Origin of the sequence: Gillisia limnaea DSM 15749 (assembly GCF_000243235.1) — a bacterium.
In the GTDB taxonomy this organism is placed as follows: domain Bacteria; phylum Bacteroidota; class Bacteroidia; order Flavobacteriales; family Flavobacteriaceae; genus Gillisia; species Gillisia limnaea.
Genome location: NZ_JH594606.1, coordinates 497,706 through 518,442 on the forward strand (window position 1 = coordinate 497,706; position 20,737 = coordinate 518,442).

The 20,737-nt window shown below is 37.9% G+C and carries 19 protein-coding genes; 12 read left to right on the plus strand and 7 right to left on the minus strand.

Annotation, left to right across the window (positions count from 1 at the left end; translation table 11 throughout):
• Nucleotides 1–183 precede the first annotated feature (183 nt).
• The 5 genes from GILLI_RS03900 to GILLI_RS03920 all read left to right on the plus strand — a co-directional run bounded on the left by GILLI_RS03900 (nt 184) and on the right by GILLI_RS03920 (nt 4,055).
• Nucleotides 184–828 (plus strand): DsbA family oxidoreductase, encoded by a 645-nt coding sequence (locus GILLI_RS03900; RefSeq protein WP_006987823.1) that lies wholly within the window; start codon nt 184–186, stop codon nt 826–828.
• The gene (locus GILLI_RS03905) at nt 828–1,199 is read left to right on the plus strand and encodes a hypothetical protein (RefSeq protein WP_006987824.1); all 372 of its coding nucleotides are present in this window, start codon (nt 828–830) and stop codon (nt 1,197–1,199) included. Before GILLI_RS03900 ends, GILLI_RS03905 begins: the two co-directional genes overlap by 1 nt.
• A 291-nt stretch (nt 1,200–1,490) precedes the next feature.
• Complete coding sequence (locus GILLI_RS03910) at nt 1,491–1,982, plus strand: RNA polymerase sigma factor (RefSeq protein ID WP_006987825.1); 492 nt, start codon at nt 1,491–1,493, stop codon at nt 1,980–1,982.
• Nucleotides 1,983–1,984: 2 nt separating this feature from the next.
• Nucleotides 1,985–2,578, plus strand: coding sequence for a hypothetical protein (locus tag GILLI_RS03915; protein ID WP_006987826.1), 594 nt, complete (start codon nt 1,985–1,987; stop codon nt 2,576–2,578).
• 82 nt (nt 2,579–2,660) lie between these two features.
• Complete coding sequence (locus GILLI_RS03920) at nt 2,661–4,055, plus strand: alpha/beta hydrolase family protein (RefSeq protein WP_006987827.1); 1,395 nt, start codon at nt 2,661–2,663, stop codon at nt 4,053–4,055.
• A gap of 472 nt (nt 4,056–4,527) precedes the next feature.
• Here the strand turns inward: GILLI_RS03920 and GILLI_RS03925 are convergent, their stop codons facing one another.
• Nucleotides 4,528–5,406, minus strand: coding sequence for a hypothetical protein (locus tag GILLI_RS03925; RefSeq protein ID WP_006987828.1), 879 nt, complete (start codon nt 5,404–5,406; stop codon nt 4,528–4,530).
• A gap of 620 nt (nt 5,407–6,026) precedes the next feature.
• Between GILLI_RS03925 and GILLI_RS03930 the strand changes: the two genes are divergently transcribed.
• Both GILLI_RS03930 and GILLI_RS03935 read left to right on the plus strand, forming a co-directional pair.
• On the plus strand, nt 6,027–6,407 hold the full coding sequence (locus GILLI_RS03930; RefSeq protein WP_006987829.1) for a hypothetical protein: 381 nt from the start codon (nt 6,027–6,029) through the stop codon (nt 6,405–6,407).
• A 7-nt stretch (nt 6,408–6,414) separates the two neighbouring features.
• Nucleotides 6,415–8,274, plus strand: coding sequence for an adenylate/guanylate cyclase domain-containing protein (locus tag GILLI_RS03935; RefSeq protein WP_006987830.1), 1,860 nt, complete (start codon nt 6,415–6,417; stop codon nt 8,272–8,274).
• Between the two features lie 636 nt (nt 8,275–8,910).
• On the opposite strand, the gene GILLI_RS03940 is transcribed toward GILLI_RS03935, so the two are convergent.
• Complete coding sequence (locus GILLI_RS03940; RefSeq protein ID WP_006987831.1) at nt 8,911–10,275, minus strand: NAD-dependent succinate-semialdehyde dehydrogenase; 1,365 nt, start codon at nt 10,273–10,275, stop codon at nt 8,911–8,913.
• A 983-nt stretch (nt 10,276–11,258) separates the two neighbouring features.
• On the opposite strand from GILLI_RS03940, the gene GILLI_RS03950 reads away from it, so the two are divergent.
• From GILLI_RS03950 to GILLI_RS03970, 5 genes are all read left to right on the plus strand, one after another.
• Nucleotides 11,259–11,588: a hypothetical protein gene (locus GILLI_RS03950; protein ID WP_006987832.1), complete on the plus strand. Its 330-nt coding sequence runs from the start codon at nt 11,259–11,261 to the stop codon at nt 11,586–11,588.
• A gap of 104 nt (nt 11,589–11,692) precedes the next feature.
• Nucleotides 11,693–12,199, plus strand: coding sequence for a hypothetical protein (locus GILLI_RS03955; protein ID WP_006987833.1), 507 nt, complete (start codon nt 11,693–11,695; stop codon nt 12,197–12,199).
• Nucleotides 12,199–13,149: a calcium/sodium antiporter gene (locus GILLI_RS03960; RefSeq protein ID WP_006987834.1), complete on the plus strand. Its 951-nt coding sequence runs from the start codon at nt 12,199–12,201 to the stop codon at nt 13,147–13,149. Before GILLI_RS03955 ends, GILLI_RS03960 begins: the two co-directional genes overlap by 1 nt.
• A gap of 8 nt (nt 13,150–13,157) precedes the next feature.
• Complete coding sequence (locus GILLI_RS03965; protein WP_006987835.1) at nt 13,158–13,616, plus strand: COG2426 family protein; 459 nt, start codon at nt 13,158–13,160, stop codon at nt 13,614–13,616.
• 35 nt (nt 13,617–13,651) lie between these two features.
• Complete coding sequence (locus GILLI_RS03970) at nt 13,652–14,941, plus strand: dicarboxylate/amino acid:cation symporter (protein ID WP_280985173.1); 1,290 nt, start codon at nt 13,652–13,654, stop codon at nt 14,939–14,941.
• Nucleotides 14,942–15,207: 266 nt separating this feature from the next.
• Here the strand turns inward: GILLI_RS03970 and GILLI_RS03975 are convergent, their stop codons facing one another.
• The 5 genes from GILLI_RS03975 to gshB are packed head-to-tail and all read right to left on the minus strand — an operon-like array spanning nt 15,208 to nt 20,736.
• A complete protein-coding gene (locus tag GILLI_RS03975; RefSeq protein ID WP_006987837.1) occupies nt 15,208–16,515 on the minus strand; it encodes a hypothetical protein in 1,308 nt (435 codons plus the stop codon).
• Nucleotides 16,516–16,517: 2 nt separating this feature from the next.
• Nucleotides 16,518–17,270: a hypothetical protein gene (locus tag GILLI_RS03980; RefSeq protein WP_006987838.1), complete on the minus strand. Its 753-nt coding sequence runs from the start codon at nt 17,268–17,270 to the stop codon at nt 16,518–16,520.
• 53 nt (nt 17,271–17,323) lie between these two features.
• On the minus strand, nt 17,324–18,697 hold the full coding sequence (locus GILLI_RS03985; protein ID WP_006987839.1) for a glutamate-cysteine ligase family protein: 1,374 nt from the start codon (nt 18,695–18,697) through the stop codon (nt 17,324–17,326).
• Between the two features lie 9 nt (nt 18,698–18,706).
• Nucleotides 18,707–19,777 (minus strand): deoxyribonuclease II family protein, encoded by a 1,071-nt coding sequence (locus GILLI_RS03990; protein ID WP_006987840.1) that lies wholly within the window; start codon nt 19,775–19,777, stop codon nt 18,707–18,709.
• Complete coding sequence (gshB, locus tag GILLI_RS03995) at nt 19,774–20,736, minus strand: glutathione synthase (protein ID WP_006987841.1); 963 nt, start codon at nt 20,734–20,736, stop codon at nt 19,774–19,776. Before gshB ends, GILLI_RS03990 begins: the two co-directional genes overlap by 4 nt.
• Nucleotide 20,737: the final 1 nt, after the last annotated feature.

The window sequence follows — 20,737 nt, forward strand, 5'->3', positions numbered from 1 at the left end:
AATCCGTAACAACCTCACGGATAATCATATAATAAACCCGAAGTCTCGGAAAAAAAGAAAATTTTACGCTAAAAATAATGATTAGCACTTTTTTGCGACTAACGAAATTAAAAGCTAGTACAGGAGCTTTTGGAGAAACCAAAATATACTATTAACTTTTAAGCGAGCCTAAAATATAAGAATATGAAAGTAGATATATGGTCTGATATAAGATGCCCTTTTTGTTATATTGGAAAACGCAAATTTGAGCAGGCACTGGAACAGTTTGAAAATAGAGAAGATGTGGTAGTAACCTGGCATAGCTTTCAGTTGGATGCTAATTTAAAAACGCAACCTGAAGTTGATCTTATAGATTATTTCACTAAAGCCAAAGGAATTTCCCGGGAACAGGCACATCAAATGTTCAGCCGGGCGAAGGAGATGGCCGCTGAAACAGGTTTGGAGTTCAATATGGATTCGCTGATTGTTGCCAATTCCTATAAATCCCATCAACTGCTGCAATTTGCAAAATCAAAAGGACTGGGAGATGAAATAAAAGAAGCTTTGTTTGAAGCTCATTTTACAGAAGGTAAAAATATAGATGACCGTGAAAGCCTTATTCAAATTGCAGCCGGCATAGGTTTAGATAAAAAAGAAACAGAAGAAGTTTTAGATTCAGAAAAATTTGCCTACCAGGTAAAACAGGATGAAATGGAAGCAAGAAACATAGGGGTCCAGGGAGTTCCATTCTTTGTGTTTAACAACAAATATGCTGTTTCGGGAGCACAAGCCCCGGAGAGCTTTCTGGAAGTACTGGAAAAATCCTGGAAAGAAGAAACTGCTTTATAATGGAAAAACTACTTTTTATTTACAACGCCAGTTCCGGAAAAGTTAATTCCTCCCTTGATGTTTTACATAAGGTATTTAGTCCCTCAACCTATACCTGCAATTTGTGCCGTATTACGCACGGTATTTTGAAGGAAAATGAAACCTGGAAAGCCTTCAGGAAATCCGGTAAGCATCCTATGATGTTTCTTCATATTGATGAGTTTCAAAAACAGTACAAATCTAAATTTGGCCATAAGTTCACCTTTCCCATTGTTCTTGCTGCCACTACGAATGGCCTTGAGGTCTTTATTTCTTCAGAAGAAATAAATGCTATAGAACAACCTGAAGAACTCATTAGGCTGATAAAAGAACGCCAGGAACTTTTCCAATAACAGAAGAACCTATCACCCGATTTTTCCATTTTATTTTCCTGAGAAATCGGGTAGATAAATTTTTTTGAACAATACGGAAAGTTTTATTCTTCAATACACCCCTTATTTGACAAGGTGTATACGACAGGAAATTAGCCTGCAAACCACCGCTATTATTATACGTGCAACCTTGACTGCAATTGCAGTAAAACCCACAGGCAACAAAAATAATCATCATCATAAAAAATAAAACCCACCATATTGTGATTTATTTGGAACTTCATACACTAATAAGATGAAGTTTAATTTTCCATGGATACAAAAAGCCGGTTTACTAAAATTATTAAGGAGAATGAAGGGTTGATTTATAAAGTCACGACTTTATACACCAACAGTGTTCAAGACAGGAAAGACTTGTATCAGGAAATTGTCTATCAGCTTTGGAAATCGTTTGACTCTTTCAATGAGCAGGCAAAATTGAGCACCTGGATGTATCGGGTTGCACTTAACACAGCCATTTTTAATTTAAAGCAGACTAAAAGAAGAATTCAAACCACCTCTATCGACTTCAGGACAGAGCAACCTTCTGAAGAAATAGATAAGACAGAAGAGGAGAGGATAAACCTGCTTTACGAACATATCCAAATGCTAAACCTATTGGAAAAGGGAATTATCCTTTTATATCTGGAAGGCAAAAGCCATGAGGAAATCGCTTCCATAGTTGGCATAAGCATTAGCAATGTGGGAACAAAGATTTCGAGGATAAGAGAAAAAATAAAATCACAAATCATCAAAAAAAAATAATTATGGAACTGGAAGAAATGAAAAATACCTGGGGCGAACTAAGTAAGAGAGTAGAAAAGCAAGAAATACGTACCAACCAACTCATAGAAAAAATCACCCAGAAGAACTATAATTCTAAAATGAATATAATTGGCTATTCAGAATTTATAGGAACTATTATATGTTATCTGGGAGCTTCATATATACTTATGAACTTCACAAAAATAGATGAAGTACTCATTCAGGTTTTCGCAGGGATTTCTGTTGCTTTGCTTTTTATATTGCCGGTTATTTCCCTTAAATCTGTACGTGCCATGAAAAATATATCTATTTCATCTAATACATATTTGGAGATTATCAACCTTTTTGGGAGGCAAAAAATCAGGTTCCAAAAACTTCAAAAACTAAATGTCGCATTAGGGTTATTTTTTATGCTGATAATCCTTCCTGTACTGGCAGCCATTCAAGGAAAAAGTCTGGATCAAATACCTAACTTTTGGACGCTTATTTTTCCAATCTTCGTTTTATTCTTTCTGGTATTCTCCTGGTGGGTGTTAAAGTCCTATAACAAGGTATTGAGCGCAACGAAAAAAATGCTTTCAGACATCAATAACTAAAATTCAATCTACTTACTACAAGCTTTTAATTGGCTGAAACTATCAGTAATAGGATAACTATGCCCTAAAAAAAATCAAAATCATGAAAAAATTATTAATTATCGCAACCTTTTTAATACTTCCATTTTTGGGTATTTCCCAGGATATTAGAGGTGCGTGGAACGGCAACCTTGAAGTACAGGCAGGGAGAAAAATATTGTTCATTTTTAAAATCTCAGGAAATGAAAACCAACTGACTACCGAAATAGCAATTCCAAGCCAGGGAGTAAAAGGGCTTCAATCACAATCAACAAGTTTTGAAGATGGGGTTTTGTTAATTGATGCTTCCAACTTAGGATTCAAATTCAATGGAAAATGGAACGTAACTTCTAGTACAATAGAAGGTTCTTTTCAAGAGGGTGTGAATACTGTGCCATTGGTCCTAACAAAAGAAGCCATATTGGAAGTCAAACCAAACAGACCTCAGGAACCCATAAAACCATATCCTTATCACGTGGAAGAAGTTACTTTCACCAACCAAAAGGACAAGGTTACCCTGGCAGGAACATTGACAATCCCAAAACTGTCACAAAAAAAACCACCTGTTGTCATTTTGATATCAGGTAGTGGACCTCAAGATAGGGATGAATCATTTATGACACATAAGCCATTTTTTGTACTATCGGATTATTTAACAAGAAGAGGAATTGCTGTATTGCGCTATGATGACAGAGGATTTGGGGAATCGACTGGTAATTTTGCTGAAGGAACTACTGCTGATTTTGCCACAGATGTCCTTAGTGCGATTGAATTTTTGAAAAACCACCCTCAAATCGATAAAAGTAAAATTGGATTGATTGGCCACAGTGAAGGTGCCATAATTTCTCCCATGGTGGCCAACCAGTCAATAGATGTGGGGTTTATTGTAATGCTCGCAGGGACGGGAACCACAGGAAAATTTGTTTCATATTCACAATCAATTGACAGCAGGAATTTCCCAGTCCCGGATCAAAAACAATTTGAAGATTATGTAAAAGAAGCCATTGACATAGCTTCCTCCGAGATTGAAACAGATAGCGTTAAAGAAGACTTAACAACATTTTACCAAAATTCGGAAATGTTAAAGTCATTGCTCCCAGTTGATGTGAATAAGGAGGAATTTATTCAAAACCTTGTAACTGCAAGAACAACCCCTTGGATTAGATATTTTTATAATTATAATCCTGTAGATGAAATCAAAAAAATCAAAATACCAGCCTTGGCCCTCTACGGAAGCAAAGATACCCAGGTACCACCAAAATATCATTTACAGCAAGTTAAGGAAGCGCTGGCAGCTAGCAAATCAAAGAATCAAGAAGTTGTTTTACTAGAAGGGCTTAATCACATATTCCAGGAAAGCAAAACAGGACTGACTTCTGAGTATGCTCAGCTTGAACAAACATTTGCACCCGCTGCTTTGGAGACGATAGGTGATTGGATTATAAAACAAACTAAATAACTGGTGATTTATGAAAATAAATTTAAAAGAGAAATTTGCCAAAATCTAGAGCTGCATCTGTAGCATTGGATATGTCATTACGGACAGTTAGAAATTATCGGGTTCTTTGGTGTGCGCGAACCACCACCAGGCTGTAAGAATAAATTACAAAAACAGAATGAGTCCCCTGCAAACCGCCTTCACCGGGCGCAATAGATCTCTATGCTCAAAAAACACAGGGAAATACGTTAAAATCAACTTCTGGACTAACTAAGGAACAAAAAACAATGAAATAATAAGCACTAGAAAAGGAAGAAAGTATTGAGCAGAAAAGATAATCGCCTTCCAAATTACCGAATAGCAACTTCCCAAATTAAACCAATCCCCATAGATGGACAATGGGCAATCAACCGTTTCATTCAACTAAGCGTTCAAGTTGGGCTGTACCGGCCACACGGACGCTTAGTTATTAGCTGTTGTTTTCTAAGTTCTCTTATGTTTTTAAATTCTGTTTTAATAGAAACTTAAACCACTGACCAAAATTTTTACTCAGTATATATAATTTTGATGGCATTAATTTGCGATAATTAAGATTGTTAGAAATTTCAGAAATAGATCCCCCTTCTACGTAATTTAATTTTTTCCATTTTTCAGGTTCGAGGTAAAAAAGGTTTTCAAACTCATCATAATTTGATTGATCTATTTTTCGCCATTTATCTAAAAACTCATCAATATTTACTTGATGTGAATGTCCCCAGTTAGTAAACTTAGTCCGAATTTCTTCTTCACTGCGGGATAAACATTCATGTATAACTATATTTGGAATATAGATTACTTGTTCCTTTGTGTTTCTGCCAGTTATATAACCTGGATAGTTAGTGGCAAATTTTTGATTTCGTGGTTTCGATACATATAAAATTCCATCATCTGTGTATTTATATAGGTTTACATAATATCCAGCGATCTGAATTTGTTTTTTCTCCGGATTATTCAAATAATTATTTCTAAGCTTAAGTTCTTCAGTGAATTTTTTAAAGTTCACAAAATATTCATCACTATCTATTTGAATTATCCAATTCCCAATTCCCATTTGCGAGGCGAGCATTTTTCTTTCTTTCACCTCGTTTTCCATTGCATTTAAGTTGGAATCAAAAAAATCGTCTCTATATATTCTAATCTTTTTTTCTGTGTCGAAAGATTTAAGCCAGAGAAAAAAACTCTCGTCAACTTCAAATTTTTCTCCGGACCATGTTCTTAAGTTCTCGTCAAGTGCAACGATGATAGAGTCGGCCTCATTGTACACTAATGGAATAGAATTCTTTAGTAATTTATAATCATAGGACATTAAAAAACCAACTTGAATTTTTTTCATTTACCTGTTTTGATTGTTTTAAAATGTTATTTGACAATACAGCTAAGAAATATGAATAAACGCCCGTTTTAATGATGTCTATTTTTGTTGTGTATTTAGTCAACACTGCATTGATTTTGGGTCGTACCTAACACACGAAACCTTAGTTATTACCCAACGTTTTTATTTTTTCCTAATCAAATTTCGCCAATAATAAAACCAATTATCAGCAAATAAGAAAATATTTCACCAAATATAAAACCATTTTCATACGCACAACGGCTCCTATATAATTATACTTTGGTTTGAACATTCGGAGAATTATTCGGAGTATTTTTACCTGGAAGGCCAATTTACCATAATTTCCATTAGTGCTGTTGAGAAAGTGATAAGAGGTTTTTTTTTAAAGCTCATACCGTTTTCCCTACTGCGGATATTGCGGGGCAATTAATTTTTGCGCTCAAAAAATTAGTTTTTTTCAGAAAAATATTTTAATTTAACGACACATTTTTTTCAAATCAATATACGGGATTTTCCCTATAAAATCTCCCCAAAAATTTATCCCTCCGCTTTACCTCATAACTATTTTGCTTAAAGCTCCTATAGCTTATTTGAAATTAATAACCATAAAACCATCGATCATGGCAAAAAGAATTATTTACGTAAGCCGGAATGGGCGGTCGCACCAGCTCAAATTAAGGGATAACCAGGGTCACAATCCCGGCAACAACAAGCTCTCCACAGATGTTGAACCCAGTGATGCCGTGCAGTGGCAGCTGGATACCAACAGCGGACTGGAAGCCATCACCGGTATAAAACCAAGCGATTCAAGCAAACCTGCTTATCGCGGATCGCAGGATCTCCTGGCAGCTCCCCCTAAAAACAACAATGGAATTTGGGAAGCCACGGTTGTTTCAACCTCTCCGGGACGCGGTAAATTTGAAAACTATATGATTGGTTTTAAAATTCCCAATGACACAACCGAATATTGGGATGATCCCAAACTTCAAATGAAAACCTAGCATACACATGAAGTTCAAAGCGAAAGCCTGGATCTTGGCGGCCCTATTATTTGTGGTTGCTCCCGGCCTTGCCGCACAGAATCCGGCAATGGCCGACAGTCTAATTGCGCTTTATAATTCCGGAGTACCCCAGGAGAACGAACTTGAGATTTTAAAGGCTATTGCCGGGAACCAAACCAATCCCGATAAAAAACTGAAATACGCTGAGATCCTCATCAGCAAAGCTTCAAAAGATTCAATGTATGACTTCCTTCACAGCGGATTTTTGCAAAAGGGAAATGCCATGCAGTTAAAGGGCAATTTTGCCACCGCCCTAGATTCCTATTTTAGAAGCCTTAATTATGCCAACCTTATAAACAATCAAAAGGGAATTGGAGGTGTGCATATTTCAATTGCCGATACCTATTCCATGATAGGCAATTCGGCCACTTCAAAGAGGTACTACGACCGGGGGATCACTATTTTAAGAGAAGCCAATGATTCCATCGTATTAGGATCGGCACTGCTTAATGCGGGAGATGATTCTTTCCATAGCCAGAACTACGATGAGGCCCTGGAATACTATTCAGAATCGGGCCTAATCTTCAAAGCCATAGATTATCCTTTGGGCCGGGCCTATAATTTGGGTAATGTAGGCATGGTGTACGCTGCCCAGGGAAAATACGCCCTGGCGAAGAAAAATATCAATGAGGCTATTGTCATGCTCGAGGACCTAAAACATTACTACCCTATCGCGGTGTACCTGAGTTCAATTGCTGATATTTATACATCACAAAACAATATCCCCTCCGCTTTTGACTATGCAAAACGCAGCAATGAACTCGCCACCCGTTACGGACTTAAAGATCAAATAGGGAATTCAAACCTGCAGTTGGCAAACCTTTATGAATCGGCGGGAAATTATAAGGAGGCACATAAATCCTATAAAAACTACATTGTCTACCGCGACAGTGTAACCAACCTGCAGACCATCCAGCAAATGGCAGAGCTGCGCACAGATTATGAGATCTCACAAAAGCAGATAGAAGTTGACCTCCTGGCTCAACAAAAAAAAAACCAGAACATCATAGTCATCTCTACCGGGATTGCCTTTGTTCTCCTTGGACTGCTTGCCTTTGGCTTGTACCGCCGTTATCTTTACATCAATAGAATGAGAAAAATACTGGGAAATGAGAAGGATCGCTCAGACAGGTTACTGCTCAACATTTTGCCCGAACAAACCGCCAGGGAATTAAAGGAATTTGGCAGGGTAAAATCCCAGCGTTTTGAATCGGTCTCGGTTTTGTTTGCAGATTTTAAGGATTTCACCTACCATTCAGAATATCTGGATCCCGAGGTGCTGGTGGAAAGCGTAGATTTTTACTTCTCAAAATTTGACAAGATCATGGAGAAATACGGGTTGGAAAAGATAAAAACCGTAGGCGACTGTTATTTGTGTGCCGGCGGCCTCCCCTTCCCGTCCCAAGATCACGCGCACTCTATTCTGCTGGCCGCCCTGGACATCGCACAATTTGTGAAAGAGTCAAAGGAGAATCAAAAGGAAGACGAGATACGCTTTGAAATACGCATTGGGGTGAATACCGGCCCTGTGGTTGCAGGTGTGGTGGGCAGCAGGAAATTTGCCTATGATATTTGGGGTAACACGGTAAATATCGCATCCAGGATGGAAACAAATTCAGAGGCCGGACGCATCAATATTTCTGAAAACACCTACCAGTTGGTCAAATTTAATTTTGATTGTGAATACCGCGGAGAGATAGAAGTAAAGAGCAAGGGAAATACGAAGATGTATTTCGTGAATGGCATTAAAGACCTATCCATAAAACACGATACCGGGGGATTTGTGCTTCCTGAAGTTCGGGTATAAAAAATTGTTGTAGCCAAGAAGTGGTGAGACTTCTCGAAGCTAAAGCGGATCTATCGCTCAAAAGATACAGAAACTAACCAATTTCCGAACGGTTTATCTCCGAAAAACACATATAGTATTAAAAAACTGATGAAATAAAAAAATAGAGGAGTAAAAGGAATAAACCAATCTGAAAAGAGCTGAATAGTACACACCGAAATTACTTCAATCTCCATAGATAGAAAATCAGCAACCAAACGGTTCAGTTAACAGGGCGTTGAAGTCCGGACGTACAGGTCCCACGAATGCTTAGTTAGCCACTTTATAGTTCCAAAGGAACGCGCTTCACTGGCTTGACTTCGGCGATAGCGTACAGGATTTTGTTCCAGATTTTTTCGGTTTTGCCCAGAAACACGAGTTTATACATTCAAATAGAGAGAATTTACGGAAAAACTATCCAAAGATATCTTGCGAATTGAATAAAACTGGTTGAAAACTACGTTCAAATAGCTGTCACATTAAGAGTAATGAAATTATTTGTGACTGTAACAATGCCTGTTTTTACATTGCTCACACAGCCACCACTACTCATTTCACGTTTCTAATAAGCCTTGCTAATTTAGTTCGGTTTTAATCTTTTTAAAACGGAAAACTCAGTTAGCTTACTCTAATCAGTTTTTTGTTTACAAACTCATGAATTCCTAGTTCAGATAATTCACGTCCGTAACCTGACCTTTTTGTTCCACCAAAAGGCAAGTCCGGTTGAGTTCCTGTAGGTTGATTGATAAAAATCATACCGCTATCGATCTCATCGGCCAATCGTTTGGCTCGTTCTATATCCTTTGTAAAGATAGATCCCCCTAACCCAAAAGGCGAATCATTAGCCAGATCTATAGCTTCTTGTTCATTTTCGACTTTGTAAAAAGAAGCTACGGGACCAAATAATTCTTCTTGAAAAGTAGGCACTCCACGTTTTAGATTGGTTAAAATTGTAGGTTGCATAAAGGCACCGGTATCAAACGCTCTTTTACCGCCAACTAAAATTTTGGCACCTGCTTTTTCAAATCTGTTCACCTGGTCCAATATGTTGACTAAAGCGTCTTCACTACTAAGGGGTCCAACCTGTGTATCTGGATCCATTGGATCGCCTACTTTAAGGGAGGCTATTTTTTTGGCAAACTTTTCTAAAAACTCATCAGCTATGCCAGCTACTGCAATAAACCTTTTAGAGGCTATACAACTCTGTCCATTATTGTTAAATCTTCCTTCAATAGCCATTTCAACAGCGGTATCGATATCAGCATCTTCCAATACTATAAAGGCATCACTACCCCCTAATTCAAGTACTGATTTTTTTAAATTTTTACCTGCAGCTTCGGCGAAACTTGAACCTGCACCTTCGCTACCCGTTAATGAAACTCCTTTAATTCTCTCATCACTTACTAAAGCTGTACTTCGCTTTCCTGAAATCATTAAATTGATGTATAATCCTTCAGGAGCTTTTGCCTCTTTAAATAATTCCTCAATTGCAATACCACATTGTGGCACTATCGAGGCGTGTTTTAATAAAATGGTATTTCCTGCCATTATATTTGGCGCAGCAAATCGTACTATCTGATAAAAGGGAAAGTTCCAGGGCATAACACCAAATAGGACACCTTTAGGACTATTTCGAATAAATGCTTCACCCGATTCAGGGTTTAATTTTTTATCTGCAAGAAAGGCAGCGCCATTATCGGCGTAGTAATCCAATATATCGGCACTTAGGTCGACTTCCCATTCGGCTTGTGCTATAATTTTCCCCATTTCCAGGGTGACTAGCTTGGCTAACTCGCTTTTTCTTTTACGCATCAGCTCGGCTACTTTATGCAATACTTTTGCCCGTTCGTCATAAATAGTTTTCTTCCATTCTTGAAAAAAGTGATTTGACTTTTCGATTGCGGCTTCAACTTGTTCATCTGTCATTTCATCGAATGACTTTACTACTTTGTTCGTGGCAGGGTTTGTTGTTTGAATAGACATAAATTTATTTTTGATTAATTAAAATAGATTTAATCTGGCTTTTTACTGTGCTAAAAAAAGTAGAAGCAGATACTGTGATTTGAGATAATCACAAAAAACAGTATCTATTCCGACCTTTTTTAATCAGCTCTTTTAGAGATTAAATTTTGTTTTATAAAATTAACACGAAGTCCCCTCCCACTTTCGCAATTAACTGTTAAAAGAAAAAAGCGGCAATACTAATTAATTCACAAATTTTAACAAATAATTGTTTATTTTATCGTTTTGAATGTCTTCAAGGATTTATAATGTCGTTTGTTGGATTTGTTTTGATATTGATTGTAGGCTATATAAATAAAGCCTGCATCGGCAGAAGCTCTTTGCTTTCCCTTTTGGTAAGGATGTAATCACAACGCCATGGGCGCTTTATAGTTCCAAAGCTACAACGGCTTGCCTTTGGTGATAGCGTTCAGGATCTTGTTCAATATTTCTTGGTTTTTCTCATAAACCGGGGAGATTCCGGGCTTTATCGACCCCTTCGAAGTATAACATAAGCTCATTTTGGCGCTGGACATAAAGGTTGGTGTGCCAGGAAAATAATTCAGATAAGGCTGCAATATCAATGAGCAGCAATTTTATAAAAGAATAATTGCTTGTTTGCTATATCCATCAAGATGAAGGATGATAATTTGTTTTAAGCGCATTGGATCAAGTGTATTGGCCAAATCGCTGTATTTGTAACAAGCGCATAAAAGAAAAGTAATTATGTTTTCATTTTTTGATAAGGAACTTGTTATTAGATGAAGAAAATTTATATTAATTTTTAACACACCTACTTTTTTTACAATAGTAAATCCCGGAGAATTAAAGCTATTTGAAATTAAAAATATGAAGGAGAAAGCAGTGTTTCAGCTGTGCAATTGAAATATTAATAAACCTGAAAATGTTTTTCAAATTTAACATATTTAATATATACATTTGATATATAATTCACTTAAAGTACAATGCAAAATATAAGATTGCTAGCTGTTTTTTTAATGTTGCTTTCAGCCAGCAGTCCCGGACATGCCTTTTCAATAAATGCAATTCCTCAACCCTTAGATAATGAGATCACAGCCCAGCTATCTGAAGATCTCGTTGATTTATCGGCCTCCTATCGTACAACTACTGTCGATAATTTTAATACCCGCATATCTTTTCCATCAAGCACTATTCTAACAGGAGAGGATTCAAGACTACTATCAAAGTCCAAGGCCTATTTTTTCAGCAGCCAATTTTTAAAACCCGGACTGAGTTTGCCGGACATTATCTTTCCCTTTCACACTTTTCTGTAAATCCTTTGGCAGGCTATACCACCTGTGAACATTCGGCTAGCTTAATATTCCACTGTGATAATTGAGCTATTAACTTAAAGGATTAATATATAAAATTCAGAAAAATGAAAATAGATTTTATCATTGTTTCGGGTATCTTGGTGATTATTAGTTTTTTACCATTTACCCTGTTACCATTTCTTACCAACACAAAGAAAAAAAACCTTCGAAGAAAATTTAAAGAAGAAGCACTAAGATTAAGCTTTAATATAACTTTTGAACTCATCTGGAATTCCAATATTGCAGGAATAGATATTTTAAAAAAGCAATTTTTATTTGTCCAGGAACCTGATAGTGATTTTGTAATTCGTCACGTCGACCTAAATAAAATATGTCAGGTTAAATTGGTATCTCATTATGCAGAATACAGTTTACATAACAAACCTGTTCAAACCCTTTCCAGGGTAGATATGGAATTTTACGAAGACAATAGTCCAGGACCATTAACGGTTAATTTATTTAACTACGATCTCAACTATACCGAAGATTTTGAAATCAAAAATGCTGAAAAACTGGTGGCAGAATTGCAAAAGTATTTGAATGCCCAACCAATTTTAAAACGCACTGCTTAATGTTTTTCAATATTATTTTATTAGTTGTTGGTCTGCTCCTGTTGATAAAGGGAGCAGACTGGCTGGTAAACGGAGCTTCAAGCATAGCACGAAAAAAACAGGTATCAGATCTTGCTATTGGCCTTACTATAGTCGCTTTTGGAACTTCAGCTCCCGAATTGGTTGTGAATATAGCGGCTTCTATAGATAACCATCAGGACATTGTATTTGGAAATATTATTGGTAGTAATAATTTCAATTTATTTTTTATTTTAGGAATTGCTGGATTAATTTCTCCTCTGGTGGTAAAGTCCAGCACCCTGTTTAAGGAGATTCCTGTTTCCTTAGTGGCGGGAATTACAGTTTTAGTGCTGGTAAACAATTTTACTTTCCAGGGAGCATTGCTTAGTAGGATTGATGGAATAATACTTTTGATCTTTTTTCTAATGTTTCTTGCATACGTCTATTTCCAATTGAAGGAAGAGCCTGTTGTACACGAAGTGAAAGAAAGTTACCTGCCCACCTGGAAGCTCTGGGGTTTGATAATTATAGGATTGTTAGGCCTCGTAATCGGCGGGAGGATGGTGGTGGCCAGTGCTGTATATATGGCTAGCACAATGGGAATAAGTGAAAAACTTGTAGGATTAACCATTATAGCTGCAGGAACTTCATTACCGGAACTGGCTACAAGCGTAATGGCAGCAATTAAAAATAAAAGTGATATTGCAATTGGAAATATTATTGGTTCCAACATTTTCAATATATTTTTCATCCTGGGTATTAGTGCGACTGTAAGACCACTGGTTTACGATATTGCTTTTAACCGGGATATATATCTGTTTTTAGGAGGTACAGCGCTCCTCTTTTTATTTCTATACTTAGGAAAGAAAAAGTTTAGCAGGCTAGCAGCAGGATTTATGATGCTTGCTTTTATAGCCTATACGACTTATTTAATAACCCTGGAAACTTAAAGTTTTTTATGCTCAATGATATACTTACCTCAATGCTGTGGAGTATTTCTCCCTTTGGGGAGGCAAAAGTTGGAATACCCTATGCCATCTTTAATAATGTAAATTACTATCTGGCTTTTAGCGTCTGCTTTGCGGCTAATGTTATGGTGTTTCCCGTAATGCAGTTCTTTTTGAATAATATCAATAAATATTTGCTTAAATGGAGGTTCTATAAAAAATCTGCCTTGTTTGTTGCAAGAAAGGCAAAATTTGGAGCTGGCAAAAATGTCCAGAAATATGGTTTTTGGGGATTATTATTATTTGTAATGGTTCCTATCCCGGGCACGGGAGTTTATGCCGGTACTATTGCAGCGTGGATGTTTGGTCTTGAGAAAAAAAGAGCATTTATGGCCACCACTATAGGAATTTACCTGTCATGCGTAATTGTATGGACTATAACAGTCCTTACTATGGAAGGAATGAGTTAGTAAAAAAAGCAGAATGATCTTAAAATTTCAATAGATTGAAAAACAAAAAACTTGCTTTGCATTGGCAAATACTTCTAGGGATGGCCGCGGGGGTCTTGTTTGCCCTTTTACTTTCACAATTTTCATGGGGTTCCGCTTTAATAACAGATTGGGTCAAACCATTCGGGACAATCTTTATAAATTCTCTAAAACTCATAGCAGTTCCGCTCATTTTAGCCTCATTGATAAAAGGAGTTTCAGACCTGGGAGATATTACTAAGCTGTCCCAGATGGGAACCCGCACGGTATTTACATTTATTCTCACCACCTTCATGGCCGTATCCATTGGGTTGGTTCTTGTAAATTTTATTAAACCGGGTGATGCCATTTCTCAGAATACCCGTACTAATTTGTTAAGCAGTTATGCAAGTGAGGTTGAGGGCCGAATTGAAATTGCACAGGATCAAAAAGAAACCGGGCCACTTCAGGCGATGGAGGATATTGTTCCTTCCAATATATTTTTTGCAGCCAGTGACAACACCAAAATGCTCCAGGTGATATTCTTTGCAGTTTTCTTCGGAATAGGGCTCATATTAATCCCTGAAAAAGCGGCTCAACCGGTCAAGGATTTTTTCAATGGCTTCAATGATGTGATCCTGAAAATGATAGATTTAATTATGCTGGCAGCACCCTATGGTGTTTTTGCACTGCTGGCAGCATTGGTAGTTGAATCTCCCAGTGCCGATCTTTTTTCTGCTCTGGCGCTGTATGCAATAACTGTTATTACCGGATTGATTTTAATGCTTGCATTGTATGCTGGCATTGTTTGGATATCTGCCCGTAAAACACCCAGGTTTTTTTATAACGCCATTGCCCCTGCCCAATTGCTGGGTTTTTCTACCAGTTCCAGTGCGGCAACCCTGCCGGTTACTATGGATTGTGTAGAAAACAATCTAAAAGTTCCTAGAGAAGTAGCTAGTTTTGTTCTGCCCATAGGGGCCACCATTAATATGGATGGCACCAGCCTTTATCAGGCAGTGGCAGCAGTTTTTATTGCACAGGCCTTTGGAATTGACCTTAGTCTTGGCGCCCAATTAATGATCATTGTAACCGCAACCCTGGCCTCTATAGGCTCTGCAGCGGTTCCCGGTGCCGGTATGGTGATGTTGGTTATAGTGCTTGCTCAGGCCGGAATTCCCGAGGCAGGTCTGGCATTAATATTTGCGGTTGACCGTCCTCTCGATATGTGCAGGACGGTGATCAACGTTTCAGGAGATGCCGCCGTTTCGGTAATGATCGCTAAATCTGTGAGTAGGAAAGAAAAGGCAAATTTCAACGCGACTTAGTCATTGTTATCAGTACTTTCAAAGACATTCCGCTTCTTTAAAAAGGAACCAATAATCACTTTTGTCAGATCACAATTTACCATAATGCACGGGAGTGATAGTTGCCGCTACCAGTTCAAGAATATTGAAAAGAGATTTGCCAAATTGATGTTTTCTCCACTAAATGGCTAATTTTAGTGCATATTCAGATATTTGCTTAGAAGGTAAAACTTGCCAAAAGATTCCGTTCTACTCTACAATTAGCAATGCTGGATTTCTAAAACTTCCTATCTATTTGCAGGTTTGATATTCTCTGCACATGGATTGTTTTTCTGAATTGCTTCTTTACAGCGTTTTATTGCCTCCTCAAAGGTATATTTAGGATGTGGACTTGGGGTGGGGTCAAAAAACAGATCCATTTGTGCCAGGGCACAAATAGTTTGGGCATCATTTTCATTTGGGGGTTGCGGTGCTCCCTCACCGTATTTGTTTCCATACCAGCGCATACAGGCCTGTTCCTTAGCAGCATAAGGATCTAAATTGGGGTTATTTGCATAGAGTTGTAAAAAGGTCGCAGCTACCAGGTCCTGGGCTTCATACTGTCTCATGTCGGGAATTTGTGAAGGATCGTTGGTGCACAATCCCGTAACCCCGGCGGCAATCATATGGTTTCCTATTAAATAAGGAGTTTCCCGTTTAGAGTCGGGCTTAATTTTGAATTTTCCAACTTGCAATACACTTACCAGGGGAATTCCATTTTCATCTAAAGGAAGCATGTCTTTATAAGCAACCTTAAACCATCCCGGTGCCTGCGGATCATAGAGCGGGGAGCCACAAATTAATAATGGCAAGGTGTATTTGCTATCTTCAGGCAAATCTGGCGGATTGAGAAAAAGTTCCAGCATAGAACGGATATAATCCCGGTCTGCCGGGCCGTCAAAAAACCCCGAAGCCATCATGATGGGGAAGTAATCATTAGGATATTCACTTTCTCCCGACCCGGGAGCGGCAATGGGATTTATATCAATAAAGGTTTTATACTTTCCAAGGTCTTTTTCTTCAACCCCGGCGTGATTCAAAATCCTGCCCCAGCGTTGCATGGTCATGGCATTTTCAAAAGTTCCAGCCTGTAAAACCGCCCAGGGCGGATAATGCATTAATAGCATCCCTTTTTGACCAATAATGTTTAAACCTAAGGGTGGGAATAAATTCCATTTAGATTCCGCATCGGCTGGATTCCGGTTAACGTGGTAACCTTCCATGGGGTTCCAGACTCCCATTTCTTTTAGAAGTTCCATTCCGCGAATCGCTTTTTGTGCGTAGCCTTCACTAAATACCAAAATATGTCTTTCAGAAAATTTTTGTAGCACCTCATTTTCAGCTTCCCCTTCTATATTAATTTTATATATGCCTTCTTTTAGTTCTACTTCAACTTTAGATGCAGCAATCCCATCTGCTGCCAGGGAATTTTTAGTGTAATGCACAATAACATCTTCAAAATTTTTAAAATTTAAATTTGCATTCGCATATTTTGCCGGTGGGAATAATTGTTCTAAATATTTAGCACTACCTAAAGAATATTCAATTGAAGCCATTTTTATTGTTTTTGGTTTGCAGTTCGTGAAAAATCGGAAATTGTGTACAGATTATCGGTGGGCGATTTGTCCTGCGGGTTCCAGGTGGTTTTAACCCAAACGTTCAGAGCATCCGGAAAATGATTAAGGAACATAAATGAATTTGAAGGCTCATTATCAAAAGTGGCTACTACCTTTCCCTGCAATGATTTTATATCGGTTAAAGCCCGGGCTTTATATTCTGAATCCTGCTCTTTGGCGTTTATTTTAAGGTGTAGTTCACAGCGACCACGCCAAAAAGGAAATCCGCGATTGGTCAATGCAAGCACTGTGCCCTGGCCCATACCATTATTTAAACCGCTATCTCCAATTGCCCTCCCGGTGAGGTAATATAGGAGCGCGCCGGCATCATGGCAGGCTTTTGCAAAATCTACTGCTCCCGGATTGGGAAGATCCAACGCGTCATAATCGTTCGTGAAAAAGGTGGAACCCCAGTACTCTACAAATGGTTTTATGGATGGACTGGCAGGAGAAAGTCCGGCTTTTTCCAGTGCCGCGGTAACGCTCCAGTTCATATCCAAAAGGCTTAATTTGGAAGCAATCTCCACAAAATCTGGATAGGCATCTCCACTATCACTGGAAAAATTTTGGATAATGATTAGATTTCTTCGCGCGGTAGAAAATAAGGTGTCATCAAGGTCAAATACCACTATGGGCAATTTATTGGAAGATTTTATAGTATCTAAAACTTGTTGTAAAATTGAATTTTGGTCCATTGTAAGTCTTAAAAAATTAAAAAGGAAGCATAAATACAATATAGTACTTTAAATCAACACTTTATATAATTATTTTTATTGAAAAATTCAATAGAATCGTCTGCGAAACATCTTCTTTTGGAGGTGTATTTCTCATAGAAGGAAACCATTGATTCAACCTGAGTTTTATCTTTAAATTTTGAAGGTAATCCTAAAAATCCTTCAATAGCCAGCTTCATTACTTCCCTGGAAAGATGGTATAGATCATCATTTATAAACCCGTTTACTGATTCCGTCAACATTTGTTTAATATTTTCTTGCTTTGGCATTAACAGCTTCAGCGTTTTATCCAAAACCAGATTACTGTACAATAGTCCGGTGTAAAAATATACCGGCAACATTTGCCATTCCTTTGGGGGTGCATCTACAGAGCGTATTTCCAGATACTTCCTTAACCGGACTTCCGGAAAAAGTAAAGACAAATGATTAATAAAATCGGTTATTTTGGGAGAATGATCATTAATTGGATGTTGCAGCCAGTGATCAAAAGTATATTCCGAAGCTAAAATATGCTCCGGATTTTCCCCGATATAAATAAGTGGCGCATTAAGAGCGAATTTTAAATATTCTCCTACTACATCTTCCTTTTTCCAGGATTTAATGATTTTTTCAAGCGGAAGGAGGCCGGTCCTTTTAGGGTCGAGTTGTTGCCAGATATTACTTCGATATGATTTAAAACCATTTATTTTTCCTGCTGCAACAGGTGAATTTGCAAAAATGGCAGTAGCAAAAGGACTTAGCAGGTTTGCTGCAACAATTCGTTTTATGCGTGTATCCTCATCCCTTCCTAAATCCAGATTAACCTGGAGCGAACCTGTTAAGCGCATCATTTTCCTGCCAAACGGACTTATGGCATCAAGATAATTCTGCAAATTCAGGTAACGTTGTTTTGGAATTTGTAGGCCCAAATCTTCGGTTCCAAACCAGGGATTCGTACCGTATTGGGCAAAATGGATCCCATATTCCGATGTTATTTTTGAAAGAAGGTTTTGTTTGGCTTTTATTCTGCCTTCGAGTTCTCTAAGGTTTTTACAGGGATTGATACAAATCTCAATCTGGCCTCCCGGTTCAAACTGAAAATTATCACCGTTGGGAAATTCAATCTTTTTCAGAAGATTTTTATTCTTTCCTTCCTCCTCATAAATTGCTTTGCCCGCGATTGTTGCTGAAGCATTTATTAAAATATCCAGTAATTTTATCGTTTCATCCTGAATCCGGATAGGTACAGGTAAACCTTCAGAAATCTTAAATGGAAAAATTTCGAGCTCTATACCCAACAGCCCAATTTCTTTTTCCCAAACTTCAGGGTTGGGGAAACTGGTGGTACCAAAAATAGTTTCTTCCAAATATTCCCGGCAGCATTGGTGGGTTAAAGTTTTTTGGTTCATAAATCCCGCTTAAGATTTATCGATATGTGGATCAATTTCCAGTTTCTTTTCGGTAATCTGGATGGCATCTAAGGATTGCCATAAGCCGGAATGATTGAAAACAACCGCACCACCACCGCGTTTACATTGAGTGAGTTGTCGATTCAGGTCAGAAACAATTATATGATCTTTTTCACTTTTTACGGATATTCCCCATTTAGCATGATCTTTTGTATATGGCCATTTGTAGCCCGGTAATCCAATTTTACTCAAATCTATATCCACATCATCTTCCGTGGCTTCCTTTTTATCCGGATCTATATCTCCAAATACCAGTCCGCGTCTCCAGGTTTCAACATCCAGGTCACATTTTAAGTTTGGCCCCACCAGGTCTTTCCAAAAATCTTTTCCGATAGTAGCCGGTTTTACAGGTTCGCTCCAATGTTTGTTTTTGGCTATATGAATGAATTGAAAACCTTCTTGGGATTCCAATTTTAACACTGAAGGGGCTATTGGAATTTCATATTTTTGATTTTTCGCCAACTTAAAAATTGTTTCTTCTGCACCTATATCCGGTAGATGGCTTGCGTATACCTGAATTTCATTTTGTGTAAGCAATACCTCTGCAAGTTTATTAACTTCAGAATAATCTTTAAGGGATAAACATATATAGGTTTGACCAAATCTTTTTTCGTCTTCCGGTAATTCTGTGATTCCTACCGCAGGAAATCTTGGTGTGGAGTGAAGCAGGTAAAATCCGCAGTTATTTTTCTTTGAAAACGCTAAAACCCCTTTGCTATGGCCTTTAGAAATGTTGTTCTTTGGCTTAACATTACCGGAAGTGGGAGGAATTTCATCGTTCCACAACACATAACCTACATCCTGTTCCCCTGCAAAAATCTGATTTAAAGTAGAGGCCAATGCAGATTGTTCCTGCTCTAAGGACAGGGTTGACAAAGAAAGCCCCTTATTAGAAGCGGCATCGCAATACAAAAATTCAAAACCGTTTGAATCTTTTCGGGGCCCAACATCCATTGGAAGTTTATATATAAACCACCAATCTACAGGCTTGCTTGTATTATTACTTATAGGTGAGATCATAATGATGAATTTAATTTTTTAATTACACAATCCAATAACCTTCCGGCGATGTTTATATTGAATTCCTTATTTATTTCCTGAATACAGGTGGGGCTGGTCACGTTAATTTCAGTTAAATAATCACCTATTACATCAATTCCCGCAAACAGGAGCCCTTTTTTAACAAGGCCTGGACCTATTTCTTTACAAATCCAACGATCTCTTTCAGATAATTTGAAACCCTTACCACTTCCTCCTGCGGCGAGGTTGCCGCGGTGATCACCTTTGGAAGGAAATCGTGCAAGCCCATATTCCACAGGCTTCCCGTCAATTAGTATAATTCTTTTATCTCCTGTTGTTGAAATTTCTGAAATATATTTTTGCACCTGAACATATTCCTCCCCATTTTTAGTTACTTCTTCTATAATTACATTTACGTTGGGATCGCCTTTTATCAAAACGAAAATTGATTTACCACCCATTTTACAAGTTGGCTTGATTACAATTTTTTGATGTTTTTCCAAAAAATCCAAAATAAAAGTTCCTGAGCGTGTTAAAAGGCTTTCAGGACAGCATTGGGGAAACCAGGAGGTGAAAACCTTTTCGTTGGCATCTCTTAACCCCTGCGGCTTGTTGATAACCATTGCACCCTGTGCTTCGGCTTTTTCCAAAATGTAGGTTGACATAATATATTCAATGTCAAAGGGCGGGTCCTTCCGCATGAATAAAAAATCAAGATCTCCCAGATTGCCGGTTTCACTTCCTTTTATTTCAAACCAATTTTTTGAATCATCTTTTACGTGGACAGAATGCATCCTGGCTTTAGCTACTCCATTTTCCAGAAAAAGATCCTTCAGTTCCATATAAACGATGGACCATCCTCTGGATTGGGCCTCCAGCATGATTGCCAGCGTAGTATCTTTTTTAGGGTTAATTGATGTAATGGGATCCATCACAAAACCTATTCTCACTGGATTCATA